The 23,128-nt window shown below is 34.6% G+C and carries 19 protein-coding genes and 1 tRNA gene; 11 read left to right on the top strand and 9 right to left on the bottom strand.

Annotation, left to right across the window (positions count from 1 at the left end; translation table 11 throughout):
* Positions 1-6: 6 nt before the first annotated feature.
* From BKM63_RS06560 to BKM63_RS06580, 5 genes are all read right to left on the bottom strand, one after another.
* A complete protein-coding gene (locus BKM63_RS06560) occupies positions 7-612 on the bottom strand; it encodes a hypothetical protein (protein WP_071635828.1) in 606 nt (201 codons plus the stop codon).
* Between the two features lie 153 nt (positions 613-765).
* Positions 766-2,451, bottom strand: coding sequence for a sodium/sugar symporter (locus BKM63_RS06565; RefSeq protein ID WP_071635829.1), 1,686 nt, complete (start codon positions 2,449-2,451; stop codon positions 766-768).
* Positions 2,452-2,700: 249 nt separating this feature from the next.
* Positions 2,701-3,762, bottom strand: a complete 1,062-nt coding sequence (locus BKM63_RS06570; RefSeq protein ID WP_071635830.1) for a UDP-glucose--hexose-1-phosphate uridylyltransferase — start codon at positions 3,760-3,762, stop codon at positions 2,701-2,703.
* Between the two features lie 16 nt (positions 3,763-3,778).
* A complete protein-coding gene (galK, locus tag BKM63_RS06575) occupies positions 3,779-4,939 on the bottom strand; it encodes a galactokinase (RefSeq protein ID WP_071635831.1) in 1,161 nt (386 codons plus the stop codon).
* 24 nt (positions 4,940-4,963) lie between these two features.
* Positions 4,964-5,959, bottom strand: coding sequence for an aldose epimerase family protein (locus BKM63_RS06580; RefSeq protein WP_347511955.1), 996 nt, complete (start codon positions 5,957-5,959; stop codon positions 4,964-4,966).
* A gap of 162 nt (positions 5,960-6,121) precedes the next feature.
* On the opposite strand from BKM63_RS06580, the gene BKM63_RS06585 reads away from it, so the two are divergent.
* Positions 6,122-7,120: a GntR family transcriptional regulator gene (locus BKM63_RS06585; protein WP_071635833.1), complete on the top strand. Its 999-nt coding sequence runs from the start codon at positions 6,122-6,124 to the stop codon at positions 7,118-7,120.
* Between the two features lie 356 nt (positions 7,121-7,476).
* Here BKM63_RS06585 and BKM63_RS06590 read toward each other — a convergent pair whose 3' ends face one another.
* Positions 7,477-8,166 (bottom strand): NUDIX hydrolase, encoded by a 690-nt coding sequence (locus tag BKM63_RS06590; RefSeq protein WP_071635834.1) that lies wholly within the window; start codon positions 8,164-8,166, stop codon positions 7,477-7,479.
* Positions 8,167-8,727: 561 nt separating this feature from the next.
* Between BKM63_RS06590 and BKM63_RS06595 the strand changes: the two genes are divergently transcribed.
* The 6 genes from BKM63_RS06595 (at position 8,728) to BKM63_RS06625 (ending at position 16,545) form a co-directional block, all read left to right on the top strand.
* A complete protein-coding gene (locus tag BKM63_RS06595) occupies positions 8,728-10,272 on the top strand; it encodes an alpha-N-arabinofuranosidase (protein WP_071635835.1) in 1,545 nt (514 codons plus the stop codon).
* 247 nt (positions 10,273-10,519) lie between these two features.
* Positions 10,520-12,211 (top strand): ribulokinase, encoded by a 1,692-nt coding sequence (locus BKM63_RS06605; protein ID WP_071635837.1) that lies wholly within the window; start codon positions 10,520-10,522, stop codon positions 12,209-12,211.
* Entirely contained in the window at positions 12,195-12,896 is a 702-nt protein-coding gene (locus BKM63_RS06610; protein ID WP_071635838.1) for an L-ribulose-5-phosphate 4-epimerase, read from the top strand. Before BKM63_RS06605 ends, BKM63_RS06610 begins: the two co-directional genes overlap by 17 nt.
* A 166-nt stretch (positions 12,897-13,062) precedes the next feature.
* Positions 13,063-14,571: an L-arabinose isomerase gene (gene araA / locus BKM63_RS06615; protein ID WP_071635839.1), complete on the top strand. Its 1,509-nt coding sequence runs from the start codon at positions 13,063-13,065 to the stop codon at positions 14,569-14,571.
* 139 nt (positions 14,572-14,710) lie between these two features.
* Entirely contained in the window at positions 14,711-15,892 is a 1,182-nt protein-coding gene (locus tag BKM63_RS06620; RefSeq protein WP_071635840.1) for an aldose epimerase family protein, read from the top strand.
* A 194-nt stretch (positions 15,893-16,086) separates the two neighbouring features.
* Positions 16,087-16,545 (top strand): OsmC family protein, encoded by a 459-nt coding sequence (locus BKM63_RS06625; protein WP_071635841.1) that lies wholly within the window; start codon positions 16,087-16,089, stop codon positions 16,543-16,545.
* Positions 16,546-16,586: 41 nt separating this feature from the next.
* Here BKM63_RS06625 and BKM63_RS06630 read toward each other — a convergent pair whose 3' ends face one another.
* Both BKM63_RS06630 and BKM63_RS06635 read right to left on the bottom strand, forming a co-directional pair.
* Entirely contained in the window at positions 16,587-17,015 is a 429-nt protein-coding gene (locus BKM63_RS06630; RefSeq protein ID WP_071635842.1) for an SRPBCC family protein, read from the bottom strand.
* 161 nt (positions 17,016-17,176) lie between these two features.
* Positions 17,177-17,256: transfer RNA gene (locus BKM63_RS06635), tRNA-Leu, on the bottom strand.
* A gap of 219 nt (positions 17,257-17,475) precedes the next feature.
* Here BKM63_RS06635 and BKM63_RS06640 point away from each other — a divergent pair.
* The 4 genes from BKM63_RS06640 (at position 17,476) to BKM63_RS06655 (ending at position 20,720) form a co-directional block, all read left to right on the top strand.
* A complete protein-coding gene (locus tag BKM63_RS06640; protein WP_071635843.1) occupies positions 17,476-18,417 on the top strand; it encodes a ribose-phosphate pyrophosphokinase in 942 nt (313 codons plus the stop codon).
* A gap of 119 nt (positions 18,418-18,536) precedes the next feature.
* The gene (locus BKM63_RS06645) at positions 18,537-19,148 is read left to right on the top strand and encodes a 50S ribosomal protein L25/general stress protein Ctc (protein ID WP_071635844.1); all 612 of its coding nucleotides are present in this window, start codon (positions 18,537-18,539) and stop codon (positions 19,146-19,148) included.
* Positions 19,149-19,342: 194 nt separating this feature from the next.
* Positions 19,343-19,969, top strand: coding sequence for an aminoacyl-tRNA hydrolase (gene pth / locus BKM63_RS06650; protein ID WP_071635845.1), 627 nt, complete (start codon positions 19,343-19,345; stop codon positions 19,967-19,969).
* 139 nt (positions 19,970-20,108) lie between these two features.
* On the top strand, positions 20,109-20,720 hold the full coding sequence (locus tag BKM63_RS06655) for a superoxide dismutase (protein WP_035646435.1): 612 nt from the start codon (positions 20,109-20,111) through the stop codon (positions 20,718-20,720).
* 468 nt (positions 20,721-21,188) lie between these two features.
* Here BKM63_RS06655 and BKM63_RS06660 read toward each other — a convergent pair whose 3' ends face one another.
* Positions 21,189-23,087 (bottom strand): amidophosphoribosyltransferase, encoded by a 1,899-nt coding sequence (locus tag BKM63_RS06660; RefSeq protein WP_071635846.1) that lies wholly within the window; start codon positions 23,085-23,087, stop codon positions 21,189-21,191.
* Positions 23,088-23,128: the final 41 nt, after the last annotated feature.

Below are 23,128 nucleotides of genomic sequence, written 5' to 3' on the forward strand. Positions count from 1 at the left end.
TTTTTTTTATTTATAAGCTTTTTTTGCTATAAGCTTAGACATCGATTTTGCTGTTTTGGCGAAACCTTCACCAATTCTTGATTCGTTGCTGAAATTACTTCCCCATTGATCACCCGGAGCTTCTTCGCTGGTAATTTCCAATAAAACATTTGATTTATTAGCTGTTTCCACAAATTTCAAATTGGTAGTTACTTTTGCAGGCTGCTTCATAATTCCCGCATCCCAGCCCGGATAAATCCATACGGTTTGTACAATTAAAGTATAAGGTGTATTTAATCCTTCCTGAAAGTTTAAATCTTTTTTTTCTTTAGTCAATACAATGTTTGCGATTTCTAAAAATTTAGGCGTCCAGATTTGTTCTTTTGCGGCAATCCATTTCTTCTGCCAAATGTTTCCGTTTCCTTTTGCTTTTTTGTCTAAATCAGCTTTATGTTCTTCAACATATTGGGATTCGGGCTTGTTTTCTTTCATCATAGTAAAATTACTATAATCAAATTCGGTGTTGATTTCTTTTTGATCTTTTAAGAAATCGAAATTTCCTTTTACAACTGCCATATCTTGAGCAAAAGCAGCTCCGGAAATAAGCATTAAGGCAAGAATTAATTTTTTCATGTTTTGGTTAGTTAAATTTATTTGCTCAAAAGTAATTAAAAAAACCACATTTAAAACAATCTTTTTCTTGTTAAAATATTTATCATATTTTTATAAAACAAAAAAGACCGCCTGAATGACGGTCTTTCTTTTTGAAGATATTTAAAAATTCTATTACCAGAATTTAACGTATAATGCTACAATAATCAATAATGTAATTACGATTAAAACAGTAGTTTGTGGTTTTACAGTAAACATTCCCGGCTCAGATTCAAAAGCTTTAGGATTGATTTTTGGTCCTGCAAAACTCATAGCCACCATAACTAAAGTCGTAAACAAGAATGACAATCCCATACAAATGTGGAAAGGAATTTCATAAGCACCTTTTCCATTAGGATATGCTGTGTATAATAAAGTCTCGTTTCCAAATAACATTGGAGCATATTCGTTGAATAATACAGACAATACAAATCCTAAAATTACACCCACGATAGCAGCTGCTCCGGTTGTTCTTTTCCAGAACATACCCAAAACGAACATAGCGAAAACCCCTGGGCTGATGAATCCTGTATATTTTTGAATGTAAGTGAAACCACCAACACCGCCAATTCCTAAGATATCATTCCATGTAAATAAAACTGCTAAAAGCATTGCTGCAAAAACTGCAAGTCTTCCAATATTTACCTGTTGTTTTTCTCCGGCTTCTTTCTGGATGTATTTTTTATGAATATCTAAGGTATAAATTGTAGAAATACTGTTTACTTTTCCAGCCAAAGAAGCTACAATTGCAGCCGTTAAAGCCGCTACAGAAAGTCCTTTTAATCCTGTTGGAAGGAAAGTCAATACAGCAGAATAAGCACCGTCTTTTCCGCCCACTAACTGCGGTACATGTCCGTCTTTGTATAAAACGTAAGCAGCAATTCCGGGAAGCATTACGATTAATGGCATTAATAATTTCAGCATACCTGCAAACAAAATTCCGGTACGAGCCGTTTGTAAATCGGCACCAAGAGCTCTTTGTGTAATGTATTGGTTACATCCCCAGTAGTTTAAGTTGATAATCCAGATACCGGCAAGATACGACATCAAACCAGGGAAAGTTAAATATTTGTCGATTTCCAATTGCGAAGAATTTGCAGTTGGTTTTGGTATAATCATTTTAAAATGTTCCGGAGCTTCTCTCATTAAAACTTTAAAACCAGCGATTGCATTTTCGCCAACGCCAAAATATTGTCCTACTGTTGTTAAGGCAATATAAGAAGTTACAAGCCCTCCAATAATTAATACCGCAACCTGAATAACGTCTGTATAAGCCACAACTTTCATTCCTCCTAACGAAATAAATAAGGCAAAAACGGCAAGACCTACCATGATTACATGCAGATATTCACCTCCCGCAAGACCGTTAATAGCAACGGCACCTAAATATAGAATAGAAGTTAAGTTTACAAAAACATACAAGAACAACCAGAAAACCGCCATAATCAAAGCCGTCGATTCGTTGTAACGTGTTTTTAAAAACTGAGGCATCGTGTAGATCTTGTTTTTAAGATAAACAGGTATGAACCAAACTGCTACAATAATTAAAGCGATAGCGGCAATCCACTCATACGCAGCTACTGCAATTCCTAAAAAGAAACCTTCACCACTCATTCCGATGAATTGTTCTGCAGAAATATTAGAAGCAATTAACGATGCACCAATGGCCCACCAGGTTAAATTTCCTTCAGCAAGAAAATAAGCTTTAGCATCTTGTTCGTCTTGTTTACGTTTGCGGTAAACGGTGTAACCGTAGACAGAAACTACGATGAAATAAATAATAAAAACCGCATAATCTGCGAGGGAAAGGTTTTGGTTCATTGTTAATAGTATTTTAGATAATTAGTATGGGTGATTGTTTGTTTTAAGGTTGATAAAGTACTTATAGTTTGAGATAATCTCGTTAAAAATGAAATATGTGTTTTTATTCTGTTATTTTTTTATCAAAACAAGAATGGAAGCCAAATTTAAAATAAAAACTTAAAAAACTACCATTGTAAATGTGTTATTTACATTTATAATGGATTTATTATGTGTTAAATTTTAAAAATGGATCATTTAGAGTAAAATTTAGTCAATTTTTACAGCACTTTTATAATGTATAACTTCTTGTTGTCTTAAAATTTCTGCGCTTTTTTCCGGGGTTATATCCCTTTGAGATTCTCCCAGCATTTCGTAACCAACCATAAACTTTTTTACAGTTGCTGAACGAAGCAATGGCGGATAAAAATGCATGTGAAAATGCCATTCAGGATGATCTAAGCCATCTGTTGGCGCTTGGTGAATACCTGATGAATACGGAAAAGAAGTGTTGAATAAATTATCATATTTAATTGTTAACTGCTTTAAAATTTTGGCGTAAGCTGTAACTTCTTCGGCATTAAAATCGGTGATTTTAGAAATAGCTCTTTTGCTTACAATCATAGTTTCATAAGGCCAGATTGCCCAAAACGGAACTAATGCAACAAAATGTTCATTTTCTATAACAATTCTGCTTTCTACTCTCAATTCGGCCTGAACGTAATCTTCCAGAAGTGTTCTTTTGTTTTTATCGTAATATGCTTTTAAGCTGTTGTGTGTTTTTTCAACTTGAGTCGGCAGTGATGACTGAGCCCAGATCTGCCCATGAGGATGAGGATTGCTGCATCCCATAACACTTCCTTTGTTTTCAAAAATCTGAACGTGATTAATATATTTAATACTTCCTAATTCTGTATATTCTTTCTGCCAGGTTTTAACGATGTTTTCAATATCAGAAACTTCCATTTCCGGAAGGGTTAAGTCGTGTCTTGGCGAAAAACAAACGACTCTTGAAATTCCCTGTTCAGGTTCGGCCTTAAAAAATGTATGCTTGATATCTTCTTCAAAAATAATTTCGTCTTGTTTAAGGGCTGCAAAATCATTGTCGAATACAAAACTGTTTTTATAGGCAGGATTAATTTCTCCGTTTGCCCTAACATTTCCGGGACATAAATAACAGCTGGGATCATGTTTTGGAAGTGCTTCGGTTGAAACCGTCTCATTTTGTCCCTGCCAGGGACGTTTTGCACGATGCGGTGAAACCAAAACCCATTCATTAATTAAGGGATTAAAACGTCTGTGAGGATCTTCGTTAATGTCAAAATTTTTCATTGTGTTGTGTGTGGTATTAAAGTAATGTTGTTCCGTTTGAGATTTTTACATCATAAAATTTTAATTCAATCCCAAATGTATCTAAATATTGATTTGAAAACTTACTTTTTACCTCATTTTCATGTCCTTTTTTGATTAAATTTATGGTGCATCCTCCAAAACCGCCTCCCATTAAACGAGAACCAATTATCGCATCATCTGCTTTTGCAGTGTCTACAAGCATGTCTAACTCAGCACAGCTCACCTCATATTCCTGAGATAAACCATAATGAGTTTCAAAAAGTAATTGTCCTAAATGTTCTATATTTCCTTTATCCAGAGCCACACAAGCTTGTACAACCCGATTGATTTCTTTTATTACAAAATGAACTCTTTTAAATACGGTTTCATTCATTTTATCCTGAATGCTTAAAAGCTGTTCTTCAGTACAATCCCTAAAACTTTTTATTTCCGGAAAGTTGTTTTTTATAATCGACAAGCCTTCTTCGCATTCCATTCTGCGGGTATTGTATTCAGATGTAAAAAGAGAATGTTTAACATTACTGTCGAATAAAACAAGCGAGTAATCTTTAAAATCAGCATTATGATATTCAAAATCCAGTGTGTTGCAATCTAATTTTATTACTTTATTTTCAAGGCCGTGAACGCTCGAAAACTGATCCATAATACCGCAGTTAATTCCAACCCAGTGTTCTGCTTTTTGTCCTAATAATGCTATATCAACTTTCCCAATTTTTAAACCAAAAAGCTGTTGAATTCCGAAAATCATCCCGCATTCTAAGGCTGCAGAAGAAGACAGTCCGGAGCCGACCGGAATATTACTGCTGAAAACGCAGTTAAAACCTTCAAAAGAAAATCCGTTGTCCTGCAGCTGTTTAATAACGCCTCGAATGTAATTGGTCCAGACAACATCACTCAATTTCACTTCTTCGGTTAAATCAATTTCAAATTCTTCATTTAAATCGATTGCAAATATTTTTGATTTTTTTGAATTATTTTTTTCAAAAGCAAAGCAAATTACTTTATCAATTGCAGCCGGCAGTACGTAACCATCGTTGTAATCAATGTGTTCGCCGATAATGTTTATTCTTCCTGGAGAAAGCACTACTTTTTCAGGTTTTGACCCAAAAGAATTCTCAAAAAAAGCAGTAGTATTTTGTATTAAAATGTCATTCATTATTGTAAAAATGGTTGGTGGTTTTTAGTTTATATTTTCAAATTTATAAACTGTTTTCTGGATATATTCTTCGTCTTTCTTTAAAACCGAATTTGGAAAATGAGCCTGATTGGGAGCATCTGGAAAATTTTGGGTTTCAAAACAAACACCGCTTGTTTTATGATACACCGCATTATTTTTTCCTTTTAAGACGTCAAAACAATTACCGCCTACATATATATGTACGCTGGGCTGATTGGTGTAAACGCTCATTTTTAAATTATTTTTGGAACTTAACAAATATGCCGCGACGTTTCCTTTTTCGTTAATAACAAAAGAATTATCAATTACAGAAGGACAGTTTTTCTCTAATCTGAAATCAAATTTATGGCTGGTAAGATCTGCAAAATTTCCTGTTGGAATATTTTCGTGATTGGTCTCCAGTATTTTGTCAGCATTAATAAAAATCTTTTGATCCAGAACGCTGTTGTCGTGACCGTCAAGATTAAAATAACTATGATGTGTTAAATTTACAATAGTATCTGCTGTAGAAACGGCTTTATAATCTAATTTCAATTCATTTTCTTCGGTTAAAGTATAAGTCAAATCGACTTGTAATTCTCCCGGATAATTTTCATCTAAATCTTTGCTTAAAAGACTAAAAGTCACAGACGGATTTTCGCCGGAAGTTCGCTTGGTAACATTCCAGATTTTCTTTCCAAAACCTTTATTACCGCCGTGCAAAGCATTTCCGTTATTGTTTTTGGCTAATTGATATGTTTTTCCGTTTAAGCTAAAAATCCCCTTATTGATTCTTCCTGCATAACGGCCGACAGTTGTACCAAAATAAGGCGCACTTGGCAAGAAATAGGATTCTAAATAAGAAGAAAGCGAATCGAAACCTAAAACCACATCAACAATATTTCCTTTAGAAGTTGGAATTTCTAAAGAAGTTACTGTTGCGCCATAATTTATAATCTGAACTTTCATTCCGTTTTTATTTGATAATTCGAAAGAAAGAATTTCGTTGTTATCTGCCATAAAACCGAAAGATTTAGAATTACAAGTTTCCTGAAAATGAGATTTATGTTTTATTTCCATATCAAATCTGCCAAATGTAAATTTCAAAAATAAAAACATTCTTTATTTTTACATACCAGTACCTACCAGTTTTTGTATATTGCGCAAAATTCTTCTTTTTTTATGAATATTATTTCGATTCAAAATAACATCGGGCAGCCGAAATATAAACAGATTATTCTTTCAATAGAAAAAGCAATTGAAGATGAAAAGCTGATAAAAGGCGATCGTCTTCCGTCTGTAAATAAAGTTTGTCTGGCGTTTTCGTTATCTCGCGACACGGTTTTACTGGCTTATGATGAGCTCAAAAAAAGAGGGATAATTTATGCCATTCCCGGAAAAGGATACTACGTTAAGAGCGTTGAAACCACCATAAAACAAAAGATTTTTTTACTTTTTGATGAGTTAAATATTTTTAAAGAAGATATCTATAATTCTTTTTTAAATAATATTGGCAAAAATGTTCAGGTCGATATTTTCTTTCATCATTTTAATGGAGGTGTTTTTCAAAAACTAATTAACGACAGCAATGGCATGTACACCAAATATATTTTGATGCCAACGAATTTGAAAGATATTGCCGCATCTATAAAAACCCTACCAGTAGGGGATGTTATTATACTAGATCAGACCAATCCGGATTTGAAATCGTATCCGGCAATTTATCAAAACCATCAAAAGGATATTTTTGAAGGACTGCAAAAAGGAAAGGAAAGATTGAGCAAATACAAAAAGCTGATTTTAATTTTTCCGGGATTTCGGGAACCGCTCGGAATGAAAATGGGTTTTGAGGATTTTTGTGCCGAATATCATTTTGAATCTGAAATCATAACAGAATTTACGAATAGAGAAATTACGATTGGAGATTTGTATATAATACCAAATGACCGAGATTTGGTTCGGGTAATTGAAAAAGCAAGAGATCAAAACTTAAAACTTGGAGCTGATTTTGGCATTATATCGTATAATGAAACACCGTTGAAAAAAATCGCAGCTAATGGAATTACAACCATTTCAACCCATTTTGAAGCTATGGGAAAAATTTTAGCAGAAATGGTTTTAAAAGGAAGCAAGGATCAAATAGAAAACAAATCGTCTTTGATAATGCGAAATTCTTTGTAATACTTTGAGTGATGATTTGTGATGTAATTTGCTTACATCACAAGGAAATGATATTTTGTTTAAAAAATCTACGCTTTATTAATAAAAAAAATAAAAATGCAATTACTTGTTTTTCAAGATTAATTTTACTTACATTTGCAAATGTAAATTTTACACTTATTATTGTTTTAGCGATTAGTGTTCATAATGATCGCTTAAAACATAGGTTAAAAATAGAATAAATGAATTTTGTTTATTTTTTTTAATAGTAGTTTTATTGAAGAAAAAACCCTGAAAGTTGTGGATTTCAGGGTTTTGTTTTTTTGCTAAATCGCTAAGATTAAAATGATTTGAAAAATCTGCTGTATCTGACCTTTTTATAGATTCAGAACAAAATTATTAAGTAATTTTTCTTCGTATTTTTCTTTATTAAAAGTATACAAATACGATCCTTTTCTAGACGACTGCATGTCTTTTTCTTCTAATTTATTCAGGATTTCGAGAGAATTAATTTTACTGATAAAATTTCTCTTATCTAATTCCTTATTCAAAATAGCTTCGTATAATTCTAAAAGCTGGCGCATGGTAAATTTTTCCGGTAATAATTCAAAACCAATTGGTTTTATAGAAGTTTTGTAACGAAGTCTTTTAATTGCATTTTGAACCATTTCGTTGTGGTCAAAAATTAAGTTGGGCGCCTCATTAATAGGGAACCATTCGGCATGGTAATTTTTAATTAGTTCTGCATTATGATTTTCGATATTAATCAAAGCAAAATACGAAACCGAAATTGTTCTTTCAACCGGGTCACGATCAATTTCACTGTACGCATACAGCTGCTCCATATATATATCGTTAAGACCTGTATAGGTATTTAATATCCTAATAGCTGCATCATCTAAAACTTCATCGCGTTTTAGAAACCCTCCAATCAAAGACCATTTTCCTTTTTCAGGTTCAAAATCTCTTTTAATTAAAAGTATTTTCAAACCTTCACTGTCAAATCCAAAAATAATACAATCTACTGCTAGTAAAACTTTATCGGCAGAGCTATAACTGTTTAGCATATTCAATATTTTATTGGTAAAGATATAAACTTCTTATTTTGTTTCATAATTCATTAATGTAATAATTACACTTATGCAAATATATTGATAAAAACAGGAAGTTTTAACAATTGATTTCGGCATATAATCTTGAATATATTTATTCTATTTTCTTAATTATTCTAATGTTAAAATCAGGATCAAAGGTAAAAACATTTTTAAAAGAGCATTGCTGTAGGGATTATTATTTTTATTTCAAAATTTTAAACAACCAAGTATTGTTATAAAAAACGTGTTTTTCTGTGTTTTTTGTAATTTTTTCAGCTTTAAAACTTTTTGTTAAATGTTTTTTGAGACCTTAAAGTCGCTTTATTGTTCATGTTTTTGAAAAAGTATTGCGAATTCTGTTTTTTGCAACCAGTTGTTTTAGCTTTTTAATTTGTTTTTAAGATTTTTTTTTGTTTAAATTTACAAATGTTAAACAAACACTTATTTTAAGCTGTTTGGGAAAAAGAAAAGCCAAAAATTACAACTATTATCTAACCAACTTGTTTTTCTGCATGTCAAAAACCACAATAGACTATGAAAAAAACGCTGCTATTACTATTTATTACATTTTGTGCCCAATCTACATGGGCTCAGAAAGAGACGGTGCTCATTACTATAAAAAATGATCCTGCGTCGCCTACTATTAACAAAAACATCTACGGTCATTTTGCCGAACATTTGGGCCGATGCATCTATGGAGGATTTTTCGTTGGCGATACTTCCAAAATTCCCAATACAAATGGAGTAAGGAATGATGTGATTAAAGCCTTAAAAGATTTAAAAATTCCGAATTTGAGATGGCCCGGAGGTTGTTTTGCCGATACGTATCACTGGAAAGACGGAATTGGCCCAAAAGAACAAAGACCAACAATTGTAAATCAATGGTGGGGAGGCGTAACAGAAGACAATAGTTTTGGAACTCACGACTTTTTAAATCTTTGTGAGGTATTAGGAGCAGAGCCTTATTTGTCTGGAAACGTAGGAAGCGGAACGGTTCAGGAATTTGCTGATTGGATCCAGTATGCCAATTTTGGAGGCAAAAGCCCAATGAGTGATCTGCGTAAAAAAAACGGTAGAACAGAACCATGGAAAGTAAAATTCTGGGGAATTGGTAATGAAGCCTGGGGTTGCGGCGGTAACATGACTGCAGAATATTACGCAGGCGAATACCGCAAGTTTGCCACTTTTATGGCAGATTGGAATAATAGCGGAGGTATAAACCGTATTGCATCCGGAGCCAACAGCAGCGATTACAATTGGACTGAAGTTTTAATGAAAAATATTCCGCTGAACATGCTGGGCGGCGTTGGCGTGCATCATTATTCTGTAATTGACTGGAATAAAAAAGGCGACGCTGTTAATTTTTCTGAAGAGGAATATTTTAAAACCATGAATCAGGCTTTAAAAATGGAAGAACTGGTAACAAAGCACGCTGCGGTCATGGACAAATACGATCCTGAGAAAAAAGTGGCCATGGTGGTTGACGAATGGGGAGGCTGGTATGATGTAGAAAAAGGAACAAATCCGGGATTTTTATATCAGCAAAATACCATTAGAGACGCTGTTTTGGCAGGAGCAACTTTAAATATTTTCAACAATCACGCAGATCGTGTTCGAATGGCAAATTTAGCTCAATGTGTAAATGTTTTGCAAGCCGTAATCCTGACCGATAAAACCAAAATGATTTTAACGCCAACCTATCACGTTATGCAAATGTACAATGTGCATCAGGATGCAAAACTGCTGCCTCTAAGTTTTAATTCTCCATCGTATACTTTTAAAGACCAGACGCTTCCGGCAGTTTCGGCTTCGGCGTCAAAAGATAAAAATGGTGCCGTACATATTTCATTGGTAAATGTGGATGCAAAAAGCAAACATAAAATAGAAATTGATACAAAAGATTTAAATGTTAAAAATTTTACAGCAAGAATTATTACTTCATCAAAATTGCAGGATTTTAATTCTTTCGAGAATCCAAATAAAATTAGTCCGGCAGCATTTAAGGATTTTGAAAATAAAAAAGGAAAATTAGAAATCAATTTACCGCCTTTTTCGGTTTTGGTTTTGGAAGGAAAATAACTTTAGAAAAGAAAAAATCTGATAAAATACAGGGAAGAAAGCAGTTTGTATTTTGCCATTTTGGATCGTAAGATGAAATAATCGCAGCAGAATAAATGTTATTCACATGTTTATTTTTTCTTTTAATCATAAAATGCTGTTTTAGTGCAATATCTGCAAAAAATAACTGACGCTTTTTTATTAAGTGTTTTTTGTACACTTATAAATATTTATAAGTATATTTGTCACCATTAAAAATAAATTTCGAATGAAAAATTATGTCATAGGATTAGACTACGGAACAGATTCTGTTCGTGCGGTTCTTATAGATACTGAAAATGGGCAGGAATTGGCATCCAATGTTTCTCATTACAAAAGATGGAAAAATAAGCAGTATTGCGACGCATCCATAAATCAATTTCGCCAGCATCCTTTGGATCATATCGAAGGACTGGAAATTACGATTCAAACGGTTATTAAAGAAAGCAAAGTCGATCCAAAATTGGTGAAGGGAATTTGTATTGATACAACAGGATCTTCTCCTGTTCCGGTTACCAAAGACGGAACACCATTGGCTTTGACAAAAGGTTTTGAAGAAAATCCAAATGCCATGATGGTGTTATGGAAAGATCATACTGCTATAAATGAAGCAAACGAAATCAACGAACTGGCAGTAAGCTGGGGAGGAGAAGATGTTACCAAATATGTAGGAGGAATTTATTCATCAGAATGGTTTTGGGCAAAAATCCTGCACATCGCCAGAGAAGATGAAGCAGTTCGAAATGCAGCGCACACCTGGATGGAGCACTGCGATTTGATGACGTATTTGTTAATTGAAGATAAAGATTTAAAAACTTTCAAAAGAAGCCGTTGCGCAGCGGGACACAAAGCCATGTGGCACGCAGACTGGAACGGACTTCCTCCAGTAGAATTTTTAGAAAAATTACATCCTTATTTAGCACAACTTCGTGGTAATTTATATGATGAAACCTATACATCAGATTTAGCTGCCGGAAATTTAAGCAAAGAATGGGCAGATCGTTTAGGACTTTCTACAGAAACAGTTGTGGCTGTTGGAACTTTCGACGCACATTCTGGAGCTGTTGGAGCTAAAATTGGAGAAAATACTTTAGTTCGTGTTATGGGAACTTCAACCTGCGATATTCTGGTTGGTTCTTATGATGAAGTAGGAACAAAAACCGTTCGCGGTATCTGCGGACAAGTTGATGGTTCTGTAATTCCAGGTTTTATTGGTCTTGAAGCCGGACAATCTGCTTTTGGAGATTTACTGGCCTGGTACAAAGAATTATTAATGTGGCCTACAGAACATTTATTAGGTTCTTCATCTCTTTTAAATGAAGAACAAAAAGAACAATTGAGAGAAGAATTCAGTGATAAATTGATTGTTGAATTGACAAAAGAAGCCGAGAAAATCCCAGTTTCAGAAAGTCTTCCAATTGCTTTGGACTGGATCAACGGAAGAAGAACTCCAGATGCGAATCAGGAATTAAAAAGCGCGATTTCAAATCTTTCTTTAGGAACAAAAGCGCCTCATATTTTTAAAGCTTTAGTAAACGCAATTTGTTTTGGAGCGAAGAAAATCGTGGACCGTTTTGAAGAAGAAGGAGTAAAAATTGACAGCGTGATCGGAATTGGCGGCGTTGCCCGAAAATCTCCTTTTATCATGCAGACTTTGGCTAATGTATTAAACAAGCCAATTAAAATCGCAGCTTCAGACCAGACTCCAGCTTTAGGAGCGGCAATTTATGCAGCCGTAGCAGCCGGAATTTATCCAAATGTAATCGAAGCAAGCCAAAAAATAGGAAGCGATTTTGACGGAGAATATTTCCCTCAAACAGATAAAGTCGAAGCATATCATAAACTGCTTTTGGGATATGAAAAATTAAGCGCTTTCGCAGATCCAAACATTAAAATAGCACAGCATGAGCTCTCTTTATAAAGATTTAAAACAAGAATGTTACGAAGCCAACATGCAGTTAAATGCATTGAATTTGGTCGTATATACTTTTGGAAATGTAAGTGCCGTGGATAGAAAAACTGGTGTTTTTGCCATTAAACCAAGCGGCGTTCCTTACGAAGATTTAAAACCTGAAGATATTGTAATTGTAGATTTTGATAATAACATTATTGAAGGAACTATGCGTCCGTCATCAGACACTAAAACGCATGCTTATTTGTATAAAAACTGGCCAAATATTGGAGGAGTGGCACATACGCACGCAACCTATTCTGTGGCTTGGGCGCAGGCACAGCAGGATATTCCGATTTTCGGAACTACACATGCTGATCATTTAACGGCCGATATTCCGTGTGCACCGCCAATGGCTGATCACTTAATTGAAGGAAATTACGAACACAATACCGGAATCCAGATTTTGGATTGCTTCAAAGAAAAAAATCTTTCGTACGAAGAAGTAGAAATGGTTTTAATTGGAAATCACGGTCCGTTTGCCTGGGGGAAAAATGCTGCAAAAGCGGTTTACAACAGTAAAGTTTTAGAAGTTGTTGCCGAAATGGCGTACCTGACTTTGCAAATAAATCCAAACGCACCAAGATTAAAAGATTCACTAATAAAGAAACATTACAACCGTAAACACGGAAAAGATTCGTACTACGGACAGTGATAGTTTTGTTTCAGGTTTTCTTTCTTTCAAGTTTCAAGTTGTTGGAACGTGAAACTTGGAACGCGAAACAAACAAAACAAAATAAAAATAATAACATAACAATAAGATTTTCCACATTTCAGAACTTGAAACCTGAAACAAAGAAAACTTGAAACAAAATAACAAAATGATAGACATTTCTCAAAAAGAAGTATGGTTTGTAGTAGGAAGCCAGGAATTATACGGTGAAGAAACATTAAGAAAAGTAGCAGAGCATTCGCAGATAATTGCAAAAGGATTAGACGCTTCGTCTAGTATTCCTGTAAAAGTGGTTTACAAAGATGTGGTAAAATCGCCTTCGCAGATTTTAGATGTTTGTTTGGCTGCCAATTCGGCTAAAAACTGTATCGGAATTATTGCCTGGATGCATACTTTTTCACCGGCAAAAATGTGGATTGGCGGGTTGAGTATTTTAAAGAAACCATTATGTCATTTGCATACACAATACAATGCTGAAATTCCGTGGGGATCTATCGATATGGATTTCATGAACTTAAACCAATCTGCTCACGGAGATCGTGAATTTGGTTTTATCATGTCAAGAATGCGTAAAAAACGTAAAGTTGTTGTAGGGCACTGGGAAGACGAAAGAGTTCAGAAAAAATTAGGAATCTGGTCAAGAGTGGTTCTTGGATGGGACGAACTTCAAAACCTGAAAGTAGCTCGTATTGGAGACAATATGCGTGAAGTTGCCGTTACCGAAGGCGATAAAGTAGAAGCGCAGATTCGTTTTGGAGTTTCGGTAAATGGATACGATTCTTCAGATGTAACCAAACATATCGAGAAAGTAACAGAAAAAGAATTAAACGATTTATTAGCTGTTTACGAACAATCCTATACTTTAACCGATTCTTTAAAAGAAGGCGGTGCTCAAAGAAGTTCTTTGGTTGAAGCAGCAAAAATCGAATTAGGTTTAAGAGCTTTCCTTGAAGAAGGTGGTTTCGGAGCCTTTACAGATACATTTGAAAACCTTGGAGTTTGGAAACAATTACCAGGAATCGCAACACAAAGATTAATGGCCGACGGTTATGGTTTTGGAGGAGAAGGCGACTGGAAAACAGCTGCAATGGTTAGAGCTTTAAAAGTAATGAACATTGGTTTGGAAGGCGGAACTTCTTTTATGGAAGATTATACGTATCACTTTACACCACAAAAATCGTATGTTTTAGGTTCTCACATGTTAGAAATTTGTCCATCTATTGCCGACGGAAAACCTTCTTGCGAAGTGCATCCTTTAGGAATTGGAGGTAAAGAAGATCCTGCACGTTTGGTGTTTAATTCGCCTGCAGGAGATGCAATCAATGTTTCTTTAGTAGATATGGGAACTCGTTTCCGCTTAATTGTAAACGAAGTGGAAGCTATTAAACCAATGGCTGAATTACCAAAATTACCGGTTGCAAGAGTTTTATGGGATTGTAAACCAAACCTTGACATTGCAGCAACGGCCTGGATTCTTGCAGGTGGAGCACACCATACGGTTTACAGCCAGTCGCTTACAACAGAGTACATGGAAGATTTTGCTGATATCGCCGGAATCGAATTATTGGTTATTGACGAAAAAACTACGGTAAGAGAGTTTAAAGATAAGATCAATGCAAATGAAGCTTATTTTCATTTGTTTCAACACGGCCTGTAAGGCAGTAAAATGTAATTTGTAAGATGTAAAATGTGAAAAAACTTAAAAAGGTAATCTTTACATTTTTAAAATGATTAAATTTCACATCTAACATTTTACATGTAACATTTAACTTTTTACAAACCAAAAAATATCATTTATGAATGTAGTAAAACGTTGTATTTTTGGAATTAGCCTGTTTAGTCTGGCTTTAATTTCAGTTCAATGCAAAAGCGATAAAAAAATGGATACCAAAACAGTTTCGGATCAAAAAGCAGTAGTAACGATTGAAAAATCTTCTTATGGAACAACTGCAAAAGGAGAAAAAGTCGATAGTTACAAATTGAAAAACCAAAGTGGGATGGAAGTCGATATCATCACTTTTGGCGGAAGAATTACAGATTTGAAAGTGCCAAATAAAGAGGGTATTTCTGAAAATGTAGTAATTGGATTTACTTCTTTGGCACAATATGAAAAAGAGAACCCATTTTTTGGAGCTTTAATAGGAAGATACGGAAACCGAATTGCAAAAGGGAAATTTACTTTAGACGGAAAAGACTATCAGTTAGCCATAAACAATGAACCAAATGCTTTACACGGTGGACCGCAAGGATATTTTAATGTGGTTTGGAAAGCAGATGAGGTTAAATCTGGCGAAGCAGCTTCTTTAAAATTATCTTATTTAAGTAAAGATATGGAAGAAGGATATCCAGGAAATCTAAAGGTTTTTGTAACCTATACATTGACTAATGATAATCAGTTAGAAGTTTTGTATGAAGCAACAACGGATAAAACAACGGTTGTAAACTTAACGCAGCATTCTTATTTCAATTTATCAGGAGATTTCACAAAAACAATCTTAGATCATGAATTGACCTTAAATGCTGATAAAATTGTTCCGGTTGATGCAACTTTAATTCCAACAGGAAAATTAGAAGATGTTGCCAATACGCCTTTCGATTTTAGAAAACCAAAGTTAATTGGAAAAGACATCGAAGCTAAAAACGAACAAATAGAAAGAGGAAAAGGATACGACCATTGCTGGGTGTTAAACAATCCTGAAAAAGGAAAAACAGTAATTGCAAAAGTATATCATGCGCCAAGCGGAAGGGTTCTGGAAGTAACAACAGACGAACCTGGAATTCAGTTTTACTCAGGAAATTTCCTTGACGGAACTTTGCCAACACGTGATGGAAAAACATACGGACACAGAACCGGACTTTGTTTAGAAACAGAACATTATCCGGATTCTCCAAACCAAAAAAATTTTCCAACAACGGTTTTAAACCCGGGAGAAAATTATAAAACTAAAACTACTTTTAAATTCTCGGTAAAGAAATAGTTTTAGAATTTGTTTATTAGTTCAGTTCTCTAGAAAACCTCGAAAGCAATCCTTTCGAGGTTTTTTTATGATTGAAAATTTTGCTTGGGAATTGCACTAATTTATTCGGTTTTTTGTCAAAACTCTGTGGTTTTTCAGGATTAAAAAATTACAGCTTATAAAACTTTAACTTAGCGATAAAAAAAGTAAAAAAAATGAAACACCTTTTCCAAGCAGAATTAAACTGGAATTCAAAACAAAATCCAAAAGAAACAGGTTCAAGATCGACTAAAAACCATCAAATTAAAATTGAAGGAAAACCACTTTTAGAAGTTTCGGCAGCAAAAGCTTTCAAGGGCGATCCCTCATTATACAATCCTGAAGATTTATTATTGAGCAGTTTAGTTTCCTGTCATATGATGTCATACTTATATGTCTGTTCTCAAAATGGAATAGAAGTTTTGGAGTATTCCGACAACGCCGAAGCAACACTAGAAGTTTCTGCAGACGGAAGCGGCCGTTTTACAGAAGTACGATTAAAGCCAAAAGTAAAAATCTCAAACCCTGACCAAATCGACTTGGCTTTAGATTTACATTTTAAGGCCAATCAATTGTGTTTTATTGCTAATTCATGCAATTTTCCTGTTTTGCATGAGGCAAGTTGTGAGGTTTGAACCATGTAAACTGCGTAAGAAATCTCTATTTAAAAAGTATACTAGAATTTTCTTTTTTGATAAGGCGTCCCTTCGTTATCCTCACAATAGCTTTTAAGACTTAATAGAAACATTGCCCAATTGTAGTTGCACCATTGGTAGAATTCTGTTAGTTCGCGCCAGTCAAAATGTTTAAGGACGACAGCTGTGGTTCCGTTTTTTTCTGTCAGATCGAATGAAATTTTTGTTCCAATCCATTCCGGGTCAGAATCGGTACATTCCCATAATATCCTTTTGTTTTGGGATAATTCGACTATTTTCATTTTTGTGAGATCATCGTCTCCAAAACTAAACTCATTGACACAACCTAATTCAGGTTTAACTGCTAATTCTTCTGTCCAAACAGCGCCAAGACCTGCTTGTGTTGTTAATGCTTTATAAACATCTTCGATAGGTGCTTTGATGTAGTTGATGTGTTCGATTTTTTCCATTTACAAGGGGATGTATTTTTTTTAAATACAAAGGTAGTAAGTTTTAGAATGCTGCAAAACAGATAATTATTGTTGTAATTAATAGTTGTTGTTTTTTTTCAGAGCTGTAATTGGAATGGTATAAAATCAAAAAAACCTCTTCCGTTAAGAAGAGGTTTTTGTACCCGGAGCCGGAGTCGAACCGGCACGGTTTCCCACAGGTGTTTGAGACCAGCGCGTCTACCAATTCCGCCATCCGGGCTTAGCAGACGAAAAAATAACCGATAAATCAATTATTCTAACGCAATAGAATGAGTTCAATAATGTGCTCATTCCTTTAACACGGTGCAAATGTAAAAAATTAAATTAAATGTTCTACTAAAAATACTTAAATTTTTCCTTTCAGTCTCCAATAAATTTTCTAAATTTGCAGCTCGTTAAAACGACGCACACACAACTAACTACAAAACAACAAATTATAATGTCGCACCTAGAACCAGAAGCTAAAATTTTTGCTTGTTCACAAAGTGTTTATCTTGCAGAAAAAATTGCAGAACAGTACGGAATTCCGTTAGGAAAAGTAACGATGTCAACGTATAGCGATGGAGAATTTCAGCCATCATACGAAGAATCAATTAGAGGATTACGCGTTTTTATCGTGTGTTCGACTTTCCCATCGGCAGATAATTTGATGGAACTGCTGCTGATGATTGATGCTGCAAAACGCGCATCTGCAAGACATATTACAGCTGTTATGCCTTATTTTGGTTGGGCAAGACAGGATAGAAAAGACAAACCAAGAGTTCCAATTGGAGCAAAGTTAGTAGCAAACCTATTGACCGCTGCAGGAGCAACAAGAATTATGACAATGGATCTGCATGCAGATCAAATTCAGGGATTCTTTGAAAAACCAGTAGATCATTTATTTGCATCTACCATCTTTTTGCCTTACGTGCAAAGTTTAAATTTAGAAAATTTAACTATTGCATCTCCGGACATGGGAGGTTCAAAAAGAGCTTATGCTTACTCTAAGTTTTTAGAATCAGATGTAGTAATCTGTTACAAACAAAGAAAAGCAGCCAACGTTATCGACACTATGGAATTGATTGGTGAGGTAAAAGGTCGTAACGTAATATTAGTAGACGACATGATCGATACAGGCGGTACTTTAGCAAAAGCGGCCGACTTAATGATCGAAAAAGGAGCACTAAGTGTTAGAGCAATTTGTACACATGCTATATTATCTGGCGGTGCGTATGAGAAAATTGAAAATTCGAAATTGAGCGAATTAATCGTAACCGATTCAATTCCGTTAAAGAAACAATCGGATAAAATTAGAGTAGTGAGTTGTGCACCTCTATTTGCTGAAGTTATGCACATGGTGCACCACAACAATTCCATTAGTGGAAAATTTATAATGTAAGAAGCGATACGCTTTAGGCTTTAAGCCGTAAGCTGTTTCACGATTACAAAAAGCCTAAAGCCTGGTGCTTAAAGCTTAAAGCAAATTAGAATATTTATTAATAACTATATTTTTTTACAATGAAATCGATTACAATTAAAGGATCAGAAAGAGAAAGCGTGGGCAAAGTGTCAACTAAAGCCTTACGTAATGCTGGACAGGTTCCTTGCGTATTATACGGAGGAAATCAGGCAGTACATTTCTCAGCGGACGCTGCGGCATTCAAAAACTTGATTTACACTCCAAACGCTCACACAGTTGTGATCGAACTTGGAAAAGGAAAATCATTCAATGCAATTTTACAAGATATCCAGGTTCACCCTGTATCTGACAGAATCTTACACATTGACTTCTTTCAATTATTTGATGATAAAGAAATCACTATGGAAGTTCCTGTAAAAATCGTTGGTACATCTAAAGGTGTTCTTGCGGGAGGTGTTTTACGTTTAAACCAACGTAAATTAAAAGTTAAAGCTTTACCAGCAAATCTTCCTGATTTCGTTGAAGCTGACATCACACCACTTGAAATGGGTAACAAATTATACGTTACTAAAGTTGGTGCTCCAGAATACAAAATTATGCACCCAGACAACACAGTTGTTGCTCAGGTAAGAATTTCTCGTGCTGCTATGAAAGCTGCTCAAGAAGCTGCAAAAGCTGCAAAAGCTCCTGCAAAAGGAAAGAAAAAATAATTTTTTTCAACTCAATACAAAAAGCATCAATCGAAAGGTTGGTGCTTTTTTTTAGCTTTTAAGTTTCTAAGGTGATGAGGTAATAAGTTTTTTACCATGCGAAAAATCTTTTGTGTTCTTTGTGGTTAAATAACAATTCAAATTATCTAATTATCAAATTGCCACATTCTCTAATTAATCTTACTTTTGCAAGCATGATAAAATGGATAACAAAACTGTTTTCATCAACACAAAAAGAAGAGAACATAGATAATATGAAGAAATATTTAATCGTTGGTTTAGGAAATATTGGTGCTGAATACGTAAATACCAGACACAATATCGGATTTAAAGTATTAGATTTTTTAGCTAAAAAAGAAAGCCTTTCATTCGAAACCGTAAAGCTGGGCTCACTGGCAGAATATAAATTTAAAGGAAGGACTTTTCTTCTGCTTAAACCGAATACATACATGAACCTGAGCGGAAAAGCAGTAAAATACTGGATGGACAAAGAAAATATTCCGTTAGAAAATATTCTGGTCATTACAGACGATTTAAACCTGTCATTCGGAACGATCAGAATTAAGCCCAAAGGAAGCGACGGCGGTCATAACGGATTAAAAAACATCAATCTTGTTCTGAATACACAACAATATACCCGATTTAGATTTGGAATCAGCGATCAGTTCAAAAAAGGACAGCAGATAGATTATGTTTTAGGAGAATGGAATGACGACGAAAACTCAAAATTGCCGGAACGTTTAGAAACTTCAGCAGAAATTATAAAATCTTTTGGCACTGCCGGATTAGAAAATACGATGACTACTTTTAATGGAAAATAAAGAATTTCAAGTATTTAACTTAAAAAAAATCGATTTATCGATTAATTAAATTGAATTATAACGAAATAGTATTTTCAATTCCAAAGTTAAATGTCTAAATTTGGGATAAATTATTATAAACCATAAAAATTATTATATCATGGCTTTTGAATTACCACAATTACCTTATGCATATGATGCATTAGAACCACATATTGATGCACGTACAATGGAAATCCATCATACAAAGCACCACAATGCATACACAACAAATCTTAACGCTGCTATTGCTGGAACAGATTTAGAGGGAAAAACAATCGAAAATATCTTAATCAACTTAGATAAATCTAACGCTGCAGTTCGTAACAATGGTGGAGGTTTTTACAACCACAATTTATTCTGGACTGTAATGTCTCCAAACGGAGGCGGATTGCCAACTGGAGATTTATTAGCTGCTATCGAAGCTTCTTTTGGAACTTTCGAAGAGTTTAAAGCAAAATTTGCTAAAGCTGGAGCAACTCAATTTGGTTCAGGATGGGCTTGGTTAACAGTACAAAAAGGAGGAAAATTAGAAGTTGTAGGTACTCCAAATCAAGACAATCCATTAATGCCGGAAGTTGCTGGCAATGGTGGAACTCCAATCTTAGGAATGGATGTTTGGGAGCACGCTTACTACTTAAACTACCAAAACAGAAGACCAGATTATATTGAAGCTTTCTTCAGTGTAATTAACTGGACAGAAGTGGCTAGAAGATTTGCTTTAGACAAATAGTCTAAAAAAGAGAATAGAATATAGAAAAAAGACGAGTGCCTAGTGCTCGTCTTTTTTTGTGTCTTATATTTTGTCTATAGTCTTTCTTCTTTTTTCTTAAAAAAAGAAAATAAAAAAGGCGGAATCTCTTCCGCCTTTTTTGCCCCAAATCTACCATAAACTTAACCTACTAATGTTATGGTCTAGTAAATGTATGGCAGCTAATTTTATGAAAAAAACTTTTTAGACGAAAGGTAAAAATATCCGACAAAGTGAGAAGTAAAGTGTTAAAATTGAAATACTTGAGTTTATTCCAATAAAAAAGGTGGAATTGCTTCCACCCTTTTTGCCCCAAATCTACCATAAACTTAACCTACTAATGTTATGGTTTCTCAAAAGTATTGTAGCTTTTCAATTTCACCAAACAAACAGGATGAACGGCAAAAAAAACCGATGAAATGCACTATTTAACCTTTTGTTAATACTTTTTTAATAAGCTCTTGCATCTTTTCCTTCGTAGAAATTCATAAAAGCACGGTTTACAACACGATTTCCTCCCGGGGTAGGATAGTCACCTGTAAAATACCAGTCGCCAAGATTTTTAGGACAGGCAATGTGTAAATCTTCAACTTTTTGGAAAATAATTTTTACTTCGGCGTTAATTTCCGGAGAGCTCAACATCTCGGCAATTTTATCTGAAATTTCTTCTGGAGTAAATTGATCGTAAATCGCCGTTACATAATTTACAACATCCTTGTCTTCAAAGTTTTCTTGTGCTTTACATTTAGCATAAACTTCGTCAACTATGTGATATAAGTTTCTTTCTTTTAATAATGTCAGTGCGGCTCTAAAAGCTACAAGGCCTTCTAGTTTTGCCATATCAATACCATAGCAATCCGGATAACGAATTTGCGGTGCCGATGAAACGATTACAATACGTTTTGGTTTTAAACGATCCATCATTTTAATGATGCTCATTTTTAAGGTAGTACCACGTACGATACTATCGTCAATAATAACCAAATTGTCTTCTGGTTTAATTACACCGTATGTAACATCATATACGTGGGCAACTAAATCATCGCGACTGCTGTCTTCGGTTATAAAAGTTCTAAGTTTAGCATCTTTAATGGCAACTTTCTCTGTACGTATTTTTACAGCTAAAAGTTCCTGAAGTGTTTCGGCAGTAAGCGTGTTTCTGTTTTCTAAAATATAATTGTTCTTTCTTTGGTTTAAGAAATCCTGAGCAGCTTCTACTAAACCATAAAATGAAGTTTCAGCTGTATTAGGAATATATGAGAAAACAGTATTGTCTGTATCGCTGTCAATTGCTTTAAGAACTGCTGGTAAAATTAATTTACCTAAGTTTTTACGTTCCTGATAAATTTCAGCATCACTTCCTCTTGAGAAATAAATTCTTTCAAATGAACAAGCTTTTTTTACGGTCGGTTCTAAGATTTGATTCATAGAAACTTTTCCGCTTTTTTTGATGATCAAAGCGTTTCCTGGTTCAATTTCCTGAACACTTTCAAACGGAACATTAAATACAGTTTGAATAACAGGTCTTTCAGAAGCTACTACCACTACTTCATCATCTTGATAAAAATACGCTGGACGAATTCCGGCTGGATCTCTAAATACAAATGCGTCACCATGACCTAATAAACCGGCCATTGCATATCCACCATCTAAATTTTTAGCTGAACGGGTTAATATTTTTGCAATATCCAGGCGCTCTGCAATTACCGGCGAAGCTTCTCTTTTTGAGTAACCTTCTGCTTTACAGTCTTGGTATAACTGCATTACTTCCTTGTCAAGGAAGTGGCCAATTTTTTCCATTACGGTAACAGTGTCGGCCATTTCTTTTGGATGCTGTCCAAGTTCAACCAGATTTTCAAAAAGTTCTTTAACATTAGTCATATTAAAGTTTCCGGCCAAAATCAAATTGCGATGCATCCAGTTGCTTTGACGCAAAAATGGGTGAACGCTTTCGATGCTGTTTTTTCCGAAAGTTCCGTAACGAACGTGTCCTAAAAACAATTCGCCTACATACGGGATTTCTGATTTTATTTTGTTGATGTCGTCACCAATTTCAGGCTGTGCTTTTAATTCTTCACTGATTCTCTCATTGATTTGTTTAAAAACATCTTGTATAGGCTGTGAGTGATTTGAACGAACCCTGCTTATGTAGCGTTGTCCAGGTTCAACATCCAGTTTAATGCTTGCAAAACCAGCACCGTCTTGTCCACGGTTATGCTGTTTTTCCATCATTAAATACATTTTCTGAATTCCGTAGAAAGCAGTTCCGTATTTTTCTTTATAATATTCAAGCGGTTTAAGAAGTCTTACTAAGGCTATACCACATTCGTGTTTTAAAGCGTCGCTCATTGTTTTTTTATTTTTTTTTGTTGTGTTGTAAGTTGTGTGTA

Source organism: Flavobacterium johnsoniae, assembly GCF_001879205.1.
Lineage (GTDB): Bacteria > Bacteroidota > Bacteroidia > Flavobacteriales > Flavobacteriaceae > Flavobacterium > Flavobacterium johnsoniae_A.